Annotated in this window: 10 protein-coding genes; 5 read left to right on the forward strand and 5 right to left on the reverse strand. The window is 46.1% G+C overall.

The annotated features are described in order from the left end of the window. Positions 1-607: 607 nt before the first annotated feature. Positions 608-2761 (reverse strand): polyribonucleotide nucleotidyltransferase, encoded by a 2154-nt coding sequence (locus QUB04_RS15985; protein WP_333285741.1) that lies wholly within the window; start codon positions 2759-2761, stop codon positions 608-610. A 245-nt stretch (positions 2762-3006) separates the two neighbouring features. Here QUB04_RS15985 and QUB04_RS15990 point away from each other — a divergent pair, with 245 nt between their 5' ends. The 3 genes from QUB04_RS15990 (at position 3007) to QUB04_RS16000 (ending at position 9376) form a co-directional block, all read left to right on the forward strand. After that, a complete protein-coding gene (locus QUB04_RS15990; RefSeq protein ID WP_333285743.1) occupies positions 3007-3213 on the forward strand; it encodes a hypothetical protein in 207 nt (68 codons plus the stop codon). Between the two features lie 320 nt (positions 3214-3533). Then, positions 3534-8321, forward strand: a complete 4788-nt coding sequence (locus QUB04_RS15995) for an SNF2-related protein (protein WP_333285745.1) — start codon at positions 3534-3536, stop codon at positions 8319-8321. Between the two features lie 227 nt (positions 8322-8548). Continuing rightward, on the forward strand, positions 8549-9376 hold the full coding sequence (locus QUB04_RS16000) for an SWIM zinc finger family protein (protein WP_333285747.1): 828 nt from the start codon (positions 8549-8551) through the stop codon (positions 9374-9376). Positions 9377-9527: 151 nt separating this feature from the next. Here QUB04_RS16000 and QUB04_RS16005 read toward each other — a convergent pair whose 3' ends face one another. Further along, positions 9528-10166, reverse strand: a complete 639-nt coding sequence (locus QUB04_RS16005; RefSeq protein ID WP_333285749.1) for an HAD-IA family hydrolase — start codon at positions 10164-10166, stop codon at positions 9528-9530. Between the two features lie 177 nt (positions 10167-10343). Beyond that, positions 10344-11309: a tRNA epoxyqueuosine(34) reductase QueG gene (gene queG / locus QUB04_RS16010; protein ID WP_333285751.1), complete on the reverse strand. Its 966-nt coding sequence runs from the start codon at positions 11307-11309 to the stop codon at positions 10344-10346. Positions 11310-11518: 209 nt separating this feature from the next. Here queG and QUB04_RS16015 point away from each other — a divergent pair, with 209 nt between their 5' ends. Then, a complete protein-coding gene (locus QUB04_RS16015) occupies positions 11519-12481 on the forward strand; it encodes an orange carotenoid protein N-terminal domain-containing protein (RefSeq protein WP_333285753.1) in 963 nt (320 codons plus the stop codon). 160 nt (positions 12482-12641) lie between these two features. Here the strand turns inward: QUB04_RS16015 and QUB04_RS16020 are convergent, their stop codons facing one another. Next, positions 12642-12821: a hypothetical protein gene (locus QUB04_RS16020; RefSeq protein ID WP_333285755.1), complete on the reverse strand. Its 180-nt coding sequence runs from the start codon at positions 12819-12821 to the stop codon at positions 12642-12644. A gap of 130 nt (positions 12822-12951) precedes the next feature. Between QUB04_RS16020 and QUB04_RS16025 the strand changes: the two genes are divergently transcribed. Then, the gene (locus QUB04_RS16025; protein ID WP_333285757.1) at positions 12952-13377 is read left to right on the forward strand and encodes a nuclear transport factor 2 family protein; all 426 of its coding nucleotides are present in this window, start codon (positions 12952-12954) and stop codon (positions 13375-13377) included. A gap of 530 nt (positions 13378-13907) precedes the next feature. On the opposite strand, the gene QUB04_RS16030 is transcribed toward QUB04_RS16025, so the two are convergent. Then, positions 13908-14330, reverse strand: coding sequence for an ATP-binding protein (locus QUB04_RS16030; protein WP_006633914.1), 423 nt, complete (start codon positions 14328-14330; stop codon positions 13908-13910). Positions 14331-14468 lie beyond the last annotated feature (138 nt).

A 14468-nucleotide genomic window follows, 5' to 3' on the forward strand; every position in this document is an offset into this window, starting at 1 on the left:
GCCATTTGATCGCATTTCTCTGGATCAGTTGCACTATGACGGCTAATATTCCAATACGGTTCAGTTAAAACTATTTATTCCGGGCGAGATCCCCCTAAATCCCCCTTAAGAAGGGGGACTTTGAGTAGGTTCTTGTCCCCCCCTTTTTAAGGGGGGCTAGGGGGGATCGAGCTTAACTGAACCGTATTGGCTAATATTCTCGTCTGGATCGTAGCGAGGTCTTAATGTCATCTTTATCTGCGTTTTTCTACAGACGCTGATGAAAATAAAACCTGCTATTTTCACCTGCGATGTCTGCGGTTTACAAGCCTATATCCTATCATTTATACTAACTATCTAAGCCTACTTTATATTTTATTCAGTCCCTCTCTGCGGGGACTTCATTTATGTAGTGGCGGTTTCAACCGCCGAGGGTAAAGTGCGCGACTTTATTAACTTCTACAGCCGATCGCACTTTTGTCGATCTGTCGCTGTCGCGCACCTACTCCCAAATCAATCTGAAACAATCAGATTTAATCTCAACTAGCAATTAGCAATTACTAATCACGAGTTAGCAATTAGCAATTAGCAATTACTCTATAAGTAATTACCAATTACCAACTGTAAACTATTTATTCAGCGCTTCGCGGGCGGCTACCGCTTCGTCGGGATGAATATTCAAGCGGGTCAAATTAATTCGACCTTTATTGTCAATTTCTCGCACTTTGACAATCACTTCATCGTTCACAGCTAACTCGTCTTCCACTTTGCCAACGCGGTAGTCGGCTAACTGGGAAATGTGAATCATTCCTTCTTTTCCGGGCAAAATTTCCACAAAAGCGCCGATCGGAATAATTCGAGTTACGCGGCCGACATACACATCTCCTGCATTCAACTTGCGTGTCATGCCTTGGACAATGTTGTAAGCCCGCTGAGCTTTTTCGCTGTCGTTGCCGGCAATTGTCACGGTTCCGTCGTCTTCGATGTCTATTTTGACACCGGTTTCTTCGGTGATGGCTTTGATCGTTTTGCCACCAGGCCCAATTACCAAACCTATAAATTCTGGATCGATTTTCAGGGTTAGCAAACGTGGTGCAAACGGCGACATTTCCTTGCGGGGAGTGTCGATGGTTGCCAGCATTCTTTCTAAAATGTGCAGTCTGGCCGGTTTGGCTTGGCGGATGGCATTGGCAATTACATCTAAGGGCAAACCTTTGATTTTCATGTCCATCTGCAAAGCAGTAATGCCGGTGTCGGTACCCGCTACTTTGAAGTCCATGTCGCCTAAAAAGTCTTCAATTGCCTGAATGTCAGTCAAAATTCGGACTTCATCGCCTTCTTTAATTAAGCCCATTGCCGCGCCGCTGACGGGTTGGGAAAGGGGAACGCCTGCATCCATTAATGCTAGCGTTGAGGCGCAAACTGAACCCATTGAGGTGGAACCGTCGGAAGAAAGGACTTCTGAAACTACGCGAATCACGTAGGGGAAATCTTCTTTGGATGGCAAAACCGGCAGTAAAGCGCGTTCTGCGAGGGCTCCGTGACCGATTTCTCGGCGTCCGGGCGATCGCATCGGCTTGGTTTCTGCTACCGAAAACGGCGGGAAATTGTAGTGGTGGAGGTAGCGTTTGTCTTGCTGCGGGTGCAAGTCGTCCCCTAAGTCTTGGGCGTCGCCTGGGGTTCCCAGGGTAGCTGCGGACAAGACTTGAGTCAACCCGCGATTAAACAACCCAGTGCCGTGTACTCGCGACGGCAGCACGCCTACGCGACAAGAAACGGGTCGCACCTCGTCTAGCTTGCGACCGTCTACACGGACGCCATCTTCGAGGATCTGCTTCCGCATCATTTTTTTGGTAACGTCTTTGAAAACGTTGCCGATCGCCTTGCTGTTGGCGGTGGCCGCTACTTTTACCGGGTCCTCTTCCGGGAGTTCGGCGATCGCAGCTTCCACTGCATTTGCCTTAACTTCGTCCAAAGCTGCATTCCGTATTGTTTTGTCTTTTTCAAATCTTGACAAAATGATGCGGATGGGTTCTTGGGCGCGATCGCGAATAAAGTTTTCCAGGGCAGAGTCTAGGGATGGCCGTTCTTCTACCACCAAATCGATGCCCAATTCGGCCATAATTTCGCGCTGGGCTTGAATCAAGTCACAGGCTGCTTCATAGCCGAAGTCGATCGCCTCGATGATATCCTGTTCCGGCAATTGGTTAGCGCCGGCTTCCACCATGATTACTCCATCAGGAGAACCGGCTACCACGAGATCCAACTCGCCTTCTTTGATTTCGCTGTAGGTGGGGTTGATGATGAAATCGTCCCCTACCAAACCGACTCGTACCGCCGCCATCGGCCCGTAAAACGGCATTTTCGCCAGCAGTATCGCCACCGAAGCCCCCGTCACCGCCAAAACGTCCGGTGGCACTTGTTCGTCCATCGAAACCGTTGTTGCTACAACTTGGATGTCATCTCGCAGCCAGCTTGGAAATAGCGGGCGCAGCGGTCGATCGATCAAACGGCCAGTCAAAGTCACTTTTTCTGGGGGACGCCCTTCCCTTCGCAAAAATCCACCGGGAATTTTACCGCCAGCGTAGAGTCTCTCTTCGTAATCCACCAACAGGGGCAGGAAATCAATTCCTTCTCTCCCCTGCGATCGAGTCGCTGTCACCAAAACCGCCGTGTCACCCGACTGAATCAAAACTGCACCGCCTGCTTGAGGCGCTAGTAAACCAATCTTCAGTCTAATATCCCGTCCATCGAAGGATATTGACTTGTCTATCTCTACCATGTAGCACTGCTTCCTTATCTACCACATTCTTTCTCTGTCGGGATCGTAACATTACCACAGGATGTTTGAGAGTCCGACGCCAAAAGACAGGGATAATCGCCTCGCGATCGACTGTCTGTGTCTGGCTTATAAGCATTTATAGCCTTTCTCAGTAACATGAGGTGCTCACGCGGGCATAGGGCATAGGGCATAGGGCATTGGGCATAGGGCATTGGGCATTGGGCATGGGGCATTGGGCATAGGGCATGGGGCATTGGGCATTGGGCATGGGGCATTGGGCATGGGGCATAGGGCATTGGGCATGGGGCATGGGGCATTGGGCATGGGGCATGGGGCATTGGGCATTGGGCATTGGGCATTGGGCATGGGGCATTGGGCATGGGGCATTGGGCATGGGGCATTGGGCATTGGGCATAGGCAGAGGACTCGCCCCCATACCTCACCACGCTTGAGAACCGCTATATACTCGAAAATTATTTTTTGCAGTCTGGGCTCGATTCTCCGGTCGATCGTCCGCTAAACGCCTTCCATAGATGGTACGATGAATTTTCGTTTGGGAATTGGGACGTTGAAGGAAGAAGGAACAGGGATTTAGTTATCTAAGTCAGGGAATAAGCCGTAATGTGTGCCATAAGTACCTAAATATACAGGTTCTACCTAATTTCTATCAGGCTTAAAATTTCCTCGGTTTGTTTTAAATAAAATTTTCATAAATCCCATATAAATGCTCTAGTCAACCTCGCAATTAAATATAAAATCAGGCTAAAAAAATATGGCTATTTTACACGGCAGTTGGCTCCTAGAGAATGAAAAAAGTTGCTTATTTATTTGGGGAGAAACTTGGCGAAAAATAGGGGCAATTGAAACCATAGAATCGGGGATAAATTTACCGCATCCCTTAGCAATGACCGAATCGGAATTTAAGACTTTCCTAAATTCCTTGCAGCAGTCGGGAAAACTGGATTGGCAATTACCGGAAACCGCAGAAACTCCACCGGAAAAAAACAAAAAAACTAGGCGATCGCCCAAAACTCCCAACGCAGAAATTCCCGCCCAAGACTCCTCAATTCAAAAGGAAATTCGGGCGATCGCACTTCCCACCCAAATCTCAGAATCGAACGCAAATCTGATGCCGCAGCACTCAGCAGCAGCACTTGAGGAACCCGCTAAAACCGAGGAAATTTACCTTTATCCCTGGCAAGTCGAGGGTTTTTGTCTCAACCCTCAAGCCGCTTTTGTTTTCTTGCAATCACTACCGCTTAACAGCACGGAACCCGACTCTTTTGTCGGCTCAGATTTGCGTTTTTGGTCTCATCTTGCTAGGTGGAGTTTGGATTTGTTGGCAAGATGCAAATTTTTGCCTGCATTGGAGAAACAGTCCGACGGTTCTGCTATTGCCAAATGGCAACCGCTGTTAGATAGTTCTACAGACATACTCCGCCTCGCCACTTTTGTCAAGCAAATGCCGACGGCTTGCAGAACATATCAGAAGAAGGAAGAAGGAAGTTCGGCAACGGATTCTGTAACGGATGTAACGGATGTAACGGATGCCAGGAAGAAGGAAGAAGGAAGAGGGGAAAAGGAAGAAGGAAGAGGGAATAAGGAAGAGGGAAGAGGGGAAAAGGAAGAAGAATCCAGTCAATTGCCTTTAGCGGTGGATTTGCCGAGGGGGGCTGAGGAATTGGTGTTAGGCTTTTTGAGCAGTATTGTAGATAGTCAAGTGCGATCTGCTGGTAGCTCTACTTTAGACATCAAAGCAGTTTCTCCTGTGCGCGACTGGCTGCAAGCTTTGCAGCAGGAATCTGGGAGAGTTCAAGTAGAAACAGCAGCATTGGAAAACTTGGCAACCAAGCTGAGTGCTTGGACTGCACCGCTGCAAAATCAATTATCTCAACAAAGTCAATTTCGCACTTGCTTTCAACTCATACCGCCGTCTCCTGGTAAAGCCAACTGGAGTTTAAATTATTGCTTGCAAGCTGCAGATGAAGCGGAATTTGTGGTAGACGCGACAACTGTTTGGAACAACTCAGTCGAGCGTTTGGCTTATGCGGGGCGCACAATAGAATTGCCTCAAGAAACTTTGCTCAGCGGCTTGGGTTTAGCCTCGAAACTTTATCCGTTAATTGAACCGAGTTTGCAAGCACAGCGGCCTCAATCTTGCCAATTAAATCCGCTGCAAGCTTACGAGTTTATTAAGTCTGTAGCTTGGCGGTTTGCTGATAGCGGGTTGGGCGTAGTTTTGCCGCCGAGTTTGACAAAGACGGATGGTTGGGCGAGTCGTTTGGGTTTGAGCATTCAAGCGGAAACTCCGAAAGTGACTCCGGCGAAAGGCGGGTTGGGATTGCAAAGTCTGCTAAATTTTAAGTGGGAATTGACGATCGGCGGACAGCGCCTTTCTAAGGCAGAATTTGACAGATTGATCGCGTTGAATTCGCCTTTGGTGGAAATTAACGGCGAGTGGGTGGAGTTGCGCGCGCCGGATGTGAAAGCGGCTCAAACTTTTTTTGCCAGCCGCAAAGAGCAAATGACTCTTTCTTTGGAGGATGCTTTGCGTTTGGCGTCGGGCGATTCTCAGATGATCGAGAAATTGCCTGTGGTGAATTTTGAGGCTACGGGTCAACTTCAGGAATTGTTGAATACTTTGAGCGATAATCAAGCGGTAAGTGCGATCGCAACTCCGGCTAGTTTCCGAGGACAATTGCGGCCTTATCAAGCCCTAGGAGCAGGCTGGTTAGCATTCTTAGAACGCTGGGGTTTGGGTGCTTGTCTCGCGGACGATATGGGAACGGGTAAATGCGCCTTACCACATACTTTGCTTTTTGTCAATGGCTTTTTACAAAAAGCTGAAAAAATATGGGAAACTTATGCCGGAAAAACAGAATTCGACGGTGAGGGCTTTTGGTCTGAACCTAACGAGCAATTACTGGTAAATTCCATAAATCAGGAAACAGGCAAAATTGTACAGGCGACTATTCGACGACTTTACCGCCAGCAAGTGCAAGAAAAGTTGCGAACCATCAAACTACAAGATGGTAGCAGCATCACAATTACCCGCCGCCACAAATTGTTAGGACGCGATGGCTGGACAAATGACCTCAAGGTGGGAGATTATGTTTGCGTTCCTGCTAAATTGTATTGGGAAGGAAAGCCGGAAGATCCCGATTTGGTCAAGTTTCTGGCTTGGCAGATTGCTGAAGGATATGAGCAGCGCGATCGAGCTGTACTCTCGATAGCACAAAAAGATGCGACAGTTCTGGAAGAGTTACGTGTCGCACTGCACCGGATCAGCGAAAAGTATGGAGTAAAAATCAATAATCCTGCTGTTCGTACTCGTGCTAAGCAGAGAGCAGCAGACTTGGTTGTATGCAGTAGATCGTACCAAAGCTTTCTTGAGTCTAAAGGCTACGAGTGGGGGAAACTGTCAGCCGAGAAAAGCTTCCCACAATTTATCATGCAAGCCAATCTTGATAGCATTCGGAGTTTCCTCAAAAACTACTTTGATGCTGAAGGTTCTGTCATTCCTAAAATGCGGACTGTCGAAATTAGCACCGCTTCGCCTTTAATAATCCAACAACTTTCTACATTGCTGCGGCGCTTTGGAATTTGGCTGCGAATCGCCACTAAACAGAAACGCGCCACCAATGGCAGCGGAATTTTTCGCACGTATTACATCGGTACTTTCGGCGGTAACTCAGCGCGCATATTTTTGCAGGAAATTGGCTTCTGCTATCCCGAAAAACAGCGTAAATTAGAGAAAATTTGCGAAGTTACTGCCAATACAAATGTCGAAGGAATTCCGGTTTCGGATATTGTTGCCGATGCAGTGGAGATGACCAAACTGCCGCTACGGCATTTCGGAATGCACAATCCTGTTTATATTAACGGTTCCCAGCAGTTTTCCCGCATCAGTCTAGAAAAGGTGGTAGCAGGTATGGAAAATGTGCTTTGTGGTTCCGCAGAACAGGAGTACCGCCAGCTAAAGCCTTCTAAATGGACGAATCAGACCCTAGAGGCTTATGCAAATCTCAATGTAGCGCAGCTAGATACTGTCCGAGAAAATTTGCAACTTATACTCGATCGCGAAGTATTTTATTGCAGAATAGAAGAAATTGAGGATTTTGAGTACAGTGGGTGGGTCTATGATTTTGAGGTGGGCAAACATCACAATTTTGTTGCCAATAATATTTTGTGCCACAATACTGTTCAGCTAATTGCTTTTCTCCTGCATTTACAAGAAAAAGATTCCTTGGAAGGGCCGACATTACTGGTTTGTCCGACATCGGTATTGGGCAACTGGGAACGCGAAGTCAAGAAGTTCGGCCCGACGCTGAAAGTCTTGCTACACCACGGAGACCAACGCGCTAAAGGCAAAGCATTTGCGACGGCAATTAAGGGAAAGGATTTAATAATTACCAGTTACGCGCTGGTGTTTCGCGATGCGAAAGAATTTCAAGGCATTAAGTGGCAAGGATTGGTTTTAGATGAAGCGCAAAATATTAAAAATTCTGAGGCGAAGCAGTCGCAAGCGGTGCGACAAATCGAGGCATCTTTTAGAATTGCGCTGACGGGAACTCCGGTGGAAAATAGACTGCAAGAATTGTGGTCTATTTTGGAGTTTCTCAATCCTGGCTATTTGGGGCCGCGCAATTTCTTTCAGCGCCGATTTGCAATTCCGATCGAGAAATACGGAGATAGGGAATCTTTGCAGACTTTGCGATCGCTCGTTCGGCCTTTCATCCTCCGCCGCCTGAAAACCGACAAAGAAATCATCCAAGATTTGCCCGAAAAACAGGAGATGACTGTATTTTGCGGGCTGGCGGCTCAACAGGCGGCTTTATATCAGAAAATAGTCGAAGAGTCAATAGCTGAATTAGAGTCAGCCGAAGGCATTCAGCGCCGGGGAATGATTCTGGCTTTGCTGGTAAAACTCAAGCAACTTTGCAACCATCCGGCTCTTGTGAAAGCAGAAGCTAAGCCGAAAGAATTGGAGATTAAGAGTCAGGAATCGGGGAAATTGCAGCGGTTGGTGGAAATGTTAGAAGAGGTGCTCGCTGAGGGCGATCGGGCTTTAATTTTTACTCAATTTGCCGAATGGGGAAAACTCCTGAAACCGCATCTAGAACAGCATTTAGGGCGAGAAGTTTTGTTCTTGTACGGAGGAATTCGGCAACAGCAGCGGGAAGAAATGATCGATCGCTTCCAGCACGACCCCCAAGGCCCGCCGATTATGATTTTATCTTTAAAAGCAGGCGGCACAGGTTTGAACTTAACCAGAGCAACCCACGTTTTCCACTATGACAGATGGTGGAATCCCGCAGTAGAAAATCAGGCAACTGACCGCGTATTTCGCATCGGTCAAACTCGCAACGTGCAAGTCCACAAATTTGTCTGCACAGGTACGTTAGAGGAGAAAATACACGATATGATCGAAAGTAAGAAAGCTCTAGCCGAACAAGTAGTCAGCGCCGGGGAAAACTGGCTCACCGAGCTAGATACAGACCAACTTCGCAATTTACTAATTCTCGATCGCAATGCTATTATAGAAACGGAAGAAGAATAATGTGTTTAATTTTCTTCGGTTTCTCGTGAGGACTTTAGTTCTAAAAAATCAGAGGAATTACACACTCTGACCACAGAAACCGGGTTTTCTACCAGAATTAAAAGTTAGAGTCCAGTGGTTCTGTAAAAACCCCGGTTTCTGACTCTCCTAGATAACTAAAGCTTTCTTCCTCCTTGCTTCTTCCTTCTTCCTTCTTCCTTCTTCCTTCTTCCTTCTTCCTTCGGCTTATGATTGACAGAGAATGGTGGACACAACAGTGGTTAGATTTAATCAATACCTACCGCTTCAAAAAGCGCTTAGAACGTGGCTGGCAATATGCACGCGAAGGTAAAGTTCTCAGCATTAAATTTCCCAATCAAGAAGTAATTGCCATAGTTCAAGGAACAGATCCCAAACCCTATCAAGTTTCTTTAGGACTCGATACATTGAGCGATGAAGATTGGGATTATGTGATTGAAAATATGTCGCAAAGAGCAGTTTTTTCAGCTAAATTACTAGCAGGAGAAATGCCGCACAATATTGAAGATGTATTTGCAGCAGCGGGCAAAACGCTATTTCCGTTAAGTTTATCTGATATTCGATCGCGCTGTAGCTGTCCTGACCCCCAAAACCCTTGCAAACACATCAGTGCAGTATACTACTTATTGGGCGATCGCTTCAGTGAAGACCCCTTCGTACTCTTTCAACTGCGGGGGAGAACCAAAGAGCAAATCTTGACAGCACTCCGTCAAAGACGAGGTACGCAAGGAGAGGAAAATTCCCAACTCAACTCCGGCGAAAATGCCCCGACTACGAATTCTAAATTGCCGAAGGTCGATCGCTTTTGGGAATACAATCAGCAGCTAGAATCATCTTTAGTAGTGATTGTACCGCCGCCCAGCAGCGAAACAGTATTAGATATCTTAGGCCCAATCCCCCTCGCAACCGACGGAAAAGGAACGGCTAGCAAATCCTCGCCCGCATCAGACGCCCTGAAGCAGCATTTTAGCAAAATCTACCAAGCAGTTAGCCAGCAAGCAGTTTTAGCAGCACTGAAACGGAGCGAAGGAGATTAACATAATTTATTCGCAGAGATGATACTAGGAAATATGGCGGATAACAAATCAGGCTTTAATACCCATTTTATTCTTTAGTCCCTCTTTGGTGGAAAGAGAGTTTGTCTAGAATAGATTTCAACCGACGAGTCTTACTTTTTGCAATTTCAGTTTACACTTCCCGCAAATTACTCATAATCTCTATCAATTCCTGGGGGCGTTTAATCAAAAAATCGGGATTGTGTGCAGCCAAAGCCTCCTGAGAATTAAAACCCCAAGCTACAGCCATTACCTTAATTCCTGTTTTTCTCGCAGCGTCTATATCTCTAATCTCATCTCCCACATAAACGACTTCTTTAGCATTTATATGTTCTCTTTTTAGCCAGCTATTAATAACTTTATGTTTGCCAAAAGTTGAGCCAGAGTAAATAAATGTGAAAGTGTCTTGCAAACCATTTTTTTCCAGCGTTCCCAAGACGTTTTCTCTGGAATTAGATGTGATTATTCCCAGTTGAAATCCCAGTGTTTTTAACTCCAGTAAAACTTCTTTAATCCCCGGAAATAATTGAATATTGGGAATTTCGCTGCGTAACTCTGCTTTCAACATTCTAATCAACAGCGGGAATTTGAAGATAGAAATGCCCGAATACTGAAGAATTTGCCAAGAAGTTAAATTGCTCAGTTGAGCGATTTGGTCTTTGGTGGCAGACTTAAAGCCTAATTGTACTGACAAACGGTTGGTGATGCTTAGAAGAATATCGATTGTATCTGCTAAAGTACCGTCAAAATCAAAAATAATTACTTTGGTCATTGGACAATAGCAAATAAGGAACGGGGAAGCATACAATTTTATATCTTAGATTTTAGATTTTAGATTTTAGATGGGGAATGACTTACGGCAGAATGTATTGTCTCTTGGCGAGCCGTAAACACCCTAGGGTTATTATCTATAGGGTAAAGTGCCTCCTAAGCACAAAATTCTCAACTTTTAAGGGTTAATTTGATTTGCTTTCGCATTTCGCCGCAGCATTTCGGGTTTAATGCGTCGCAGCGCCGAAGCTGTAAATCTGCGGTTCCATTCTTCGTCGGAAATGTCGGCTAATTCTGCAAGTGTCGGCGCTATGTTTTCAGGATAAGGCTCAAAGTCGGCAACATCAGTTGGTTTAGCAAATCGCTGATTCCAAGGACAAACATCCTGACAAATGTCGCAGCCTGCTACCCAACCTTGTAAATTAGATGCAATTTCGTCGGGCAATTTTTCGGCTCGATTCTCGATCGTGTGATAAGCTATACATCGATCGGCATTCACCACAAAAGGCTCAGTAATTGCTCCCGTCGGACACGCCTCAATGCAGCGAGTACAAGTACCGCAATGTTCCGTATGAGACTCATCCGGCGCTAACTCCAAATTAGTCAAGATTTCGCCCAAAAACACCCAAGAACCGTATTCGCGCGAAATTACATTACCATTTTTGGCAATCCAGCCAATCCCCGCACGTTGCGCCCACATTTTATCCTGAATCGGCCCGGTATCAGCATAATACCGCGCTTCAATTCCCTCGCCTTGCGATCGCACCCAATTTGCCAAAACCTTCAGTTTTTTGTGCAAAATTCTATGGTAATCCCGCCCCCAACCGTAGCGAGAGATTTTAGCATATTCGACCTCTGCCTCGACCCCCCTCTCACAAGGGGGATTTGAGGGGCGTTGGTGAGCCGTGTAGTAGTTGATGGCGACACATATTAAGGACTGCACCTCTGGCATCACCAATTGAATATCCTGCCGTTTCGGGTTTGCCATCCATGCCATATCCGCCTGATAACCCTTGTCCAGCCAAGCTTGCAATCTTTGTTTTTCTATATCTAAATCCGTGTCTGTTGAGGCTATCCCGACTTTGTGAAATCCCAACTCAAGGGCTTTTTGCTTAATGCGATCGCTATTAATTGATTTTTTCATCGGGTAAGGAACGATAGCACAAATTGCGCTATAAGTCTAGTAATTTTCAGATTAATTTGGGGAGATAATTGATAATACTTCCACAATCTTTATATTTATAAATTTGAACTCTAAAATGTCAAAACTGTCACATAATTTAATTAAGGGAGAATTCGATTCGCAAATTCAAGTACGCAAGTAAAACCGACAGCGAATCCCACAGGATACATATGGCAGTTAGTATTCAATCAGCTCAATCTATTTTTTCCAACACCGAGATTGCTAGCGTTGTTCCGGCTACCACGGAAGCGTTCTACAAACTCAGCGTTGAAGACCAACTAGCCTTACTTTGGTATGCCTACACCGAAATGGGTATTTCCATCACCGCAGCAGCTCCCGGAGTAGCCAGCATGGCGCTTGTTGAAGGCATCCTGAGCGAAATCAAGCAAATGTCGCCGGCTGCTCAAAGCAAAACCATGTTTGACCTAGCCAGCAACGCCGACACAACAATTGGCCGGATTTACACTTCGTTGCGCGTCAACACCAAACTCGGTTTCTGGTACGAGTTGGGACAGTTGATGAAACAGGGCGTTGTCGCTCCGATCCCCGCTGGCTATCAAATGTCTCCCGAAGCCACCCAAGTCCTTGAAACCATCAAGAAACTAGATCCGGGCCAGCAAATTACCGTACTTCGCAACACCGTAGTTAACATGGGCTATGACCCTGCTTTTAACCAAGAGTACGCCAAACGCTCAGCCCCCCGCAGCACTCCCACCGCTCCAGAAGAGCGGGTGAAAACCCAAATTGAGGGTATCAGCGAGCAGACAGTGCTCAGCTACATCGACTACATGAATGCCTTCGACTTCACCCCAGCCGTCGGTTTATTTGCTGAAGAAGGTGCCCTGCAACCACCTTTCCAAAAGCCGATCGTCGGTCGCGACGCTATCCTCAACTATATGCGCGAAGAGTGCATCGGACTGAAAATGATGCCCCAGCAAGGCGTATCGGAACCTGCAGAAGATGGCTACCGACAAGTGAAAGTCACTGGCAAAGTCGAAACTCCCTGGTTCGGCGCGAATGTGGGAATGAACATTGCGTGGCGGTTTTTGCTCGATCCCCAAGGTCAAATTTTCTTTGTGGCGATCGACTTGTTGGCATCTCCTAAAGAATTGCTCAATTTGATCCGCAAATAGAATATTCGGGTTCGGTCTGTCAAACAGACTTGGCCAGAAACCCAGATGCCTTCAGGTGTCTGGGTTTCTATCATTTTAGATTTTAGATTTTAAATTTTAGATTCAAGAATTGAAGGATGGGAAATGACTGATGGTATCAGGGTTTACACCTTGGCTACCCTTACATTTTTTGAAAGTAATATTGATTTTGGTCGATCGCTCTGAAAGCTGCGATCGACGCTCTCCGGTTCGGGAGCATCTCATATTTGCAAAAACACTTCTTTCTTCTTCCTTCTGACTCTTTTCTCCTGGCTCCTGACTCCTGACTCCTAATTCCAATTTCGAGCTTTGCTGCTTTCATTGAGATGCTCCCTCCGGTTCCTCCTTTTTTCGGAGAATTATTTTCCTGGCCCTACTTATATCTTTTGAGGGATTTGCTGCGACAAAGAGAATGATTACAGTATACTCATTCATCTAAAATCAATTCTTTTATGACCGCAACAACTCGACCTATTATAACTAGCTCTATAAAGATTGCCGGCATCACAAACCCAACGGTACTGCGATATTTTGAAACTTTAAACGCGGGCGATTTTGACGCGACGGCTAATTTATTTGCCGATGATGGGGTTCTGCACGCGCCGTTTGAAGAGCCAATTATGGGTAGCAGCTCGATCGCCACTTATCTAAAAACAGAAGCGCGAGGAATGAAGCTTGAACCCCAGCAAGGTGTCACCCAAATTTTAGAATATGGCAATGTTGAAGTTCAGGTCAGTGGCCGGGTGCAAACTTCCGCATTTGGTGTTAATGTCGGATGGCTGTTGTTGCTCAATTCTGACCAAAAAATCCTTTCTGTCACCGTCAAACTGTTAGCTTCTCCCCAAGAATTGCTAAATCTGCGGTCACATAAGAAATGAGATGTTTGATAAGGTGTTTCACATTTAAATTGTCTATTTTGGTTTGACCTGTCGATCGCACGTAATAGCTAAAATCGTGCGATCGACAGGTAAATCGGCTTTTTATCGCCAGAATGAGGCAGAAACCGGGTTTTTATTCAAATCTTTGGTGAAGTGCCACTCACGGTATAAAAATCCCGTTTCTGGGGTATTTGTGCGATCGGGACTGTACCCCTACAATCTTACAGTCTCGCCTTGGGCTGACCGAAAGCATCCAGGATACAAGCCCCCGGATTCATTCCGAAAGCAGACTCAGGACCGGTGAAATAAAAAACCTGTCTCCGAGAAACTTGCCCCCCGAATTTATCCGTGGGGTCAATGCTTCAATTCTAAAATCTAAAATCTCAAATCTCAAATCTCAAATCGATTGACGATACTGCACGAAAAAGTGGCTGTCACCGCAGCGCGTGCGACAGACAGCCAAAGCGAGTCTAAAAGTGCATTGCCAATCATTAATCACTCAAGACTAATGACTCATGATTAACGACTAATTAAGATTTTTCCGGCAAACTCGCTTCCAACTTGAGACAGTTGCGACCGTCTATTTGCAAAGTGTAGTCCACCCGATCCATAAGTCTGCTCATAATCAGCCAGCCGTAGCCGCTTTCCTGTTTAGCTTCCGGCCTCGGGGGATTGTAAGTATCCATTTCGTAACCTTTACCGTAATCCCAAATTTCTAAACCAATATCCCTATTTTTTAAATTCAAGCGAATTAACACGGGCAAATTGGGTTGATCTTTGTGAGCATGGCGGATCACGTTAGAATAGGCTTCTGCTAACACCAAGCGCAAACGATTCGACTGACGCGGCCAATCGACGTGCTCTCCTAGCTCTACTTCTAAACTGCTCAGCAACCAATTTTCAACAATTGTTAAAAACCGCAAGTCGCTTGGCACATGAAGCTCAGTATTCATAAAAAAATCCCGTAAGTTTGAAAACCCTGTGTCTTCCAGGTATGAAATACGACGCGCCGAATGGATTCGGCCTCAATACTTGTCGCTACTCGGGGGATACTAGCCTTTTCTGTTTAAAAATCAGGCATTCGTCATTCG

Source organism: Microcoleus sp. D2_18a_B4, from assembly GCF_036702475.1.
GTDB lineage: Bacteria > Cyanobacteriota > Cyanobacteriia > Cyanobacteriales > Microcoleaceae > Microcoleus.

Bases quoted from the DNA above. Each gene is read 5' to 3' on its own strand.
- QUB04_RS15995 (WP_333285745.1), top strand. From the start codon at position 3,534: ATGGCTATTTTACACGGCAGTTGGCTCCTAGAGAATGAAAAAAGTTGC.
- QUB04_RS16005 (WP_333285749.1), bottom strand. From the start codon at position 10,166: ATGACCAAAGTAATTATTTTTGATTTTGACGGTACTTTAGCAGATACA.
- QUB04_RS16030 (WP_006633914.1), bottom strand. From the start codon at position 14,330: ATGAATACTGAGCTTCATGTGCCAAGCGACTTGCGGTTTTTAACAATT.
- QUB04_RS16020 (WP_333285755.1), bottom strand. From the start codon at position 12,821: ATGAAAGCAGCAAAGCTCGAAATTGGAATTAGGAGTCAGGAGTCAGGA.
- QUB04_RS16025 (WP_333285757.1), top strand. From the start codon at position 12,952: ATGACCGCAACAACTCGACCTATTATAACTAGCTCTATAAAGATTGCC.
- QUB04_RS15990 (WP_333285743.1), top strand. From the start codon at position 3,007: ATGGGGCATTGGGCATTGGGCATGGGGCATTGGGCATGGGGCATAGGG.
- QUB04_RS16015 (WP_333285753.1), top strand. From the start codon at position 11,519: ATGGCAGTTAGTATTCAATCAGCTCAATCTATTTTTTCCAACACCGAG.
- QUB04_RS16000 (WP_333285747.1), top strand. From the start codon at position 8,549: ATGATTGACAGAGAATGGTGGACACAACAGTGGTTAGATTTAATCAAT.
- queG (WP_333285751.1), bottom strand. From the start codon at position 11,309: ATGAAAAAATCAATTAATAGCGATCGCATTAAGCAAAAAGCCCTTGAG.
- QUB04_RS15985 (WP_333285741.1), bottom strand. From the start codon at position 2,761: ATGGTAGAGATAGACAAGTCAATATCCTTCGATGGACGGGATATTAGA.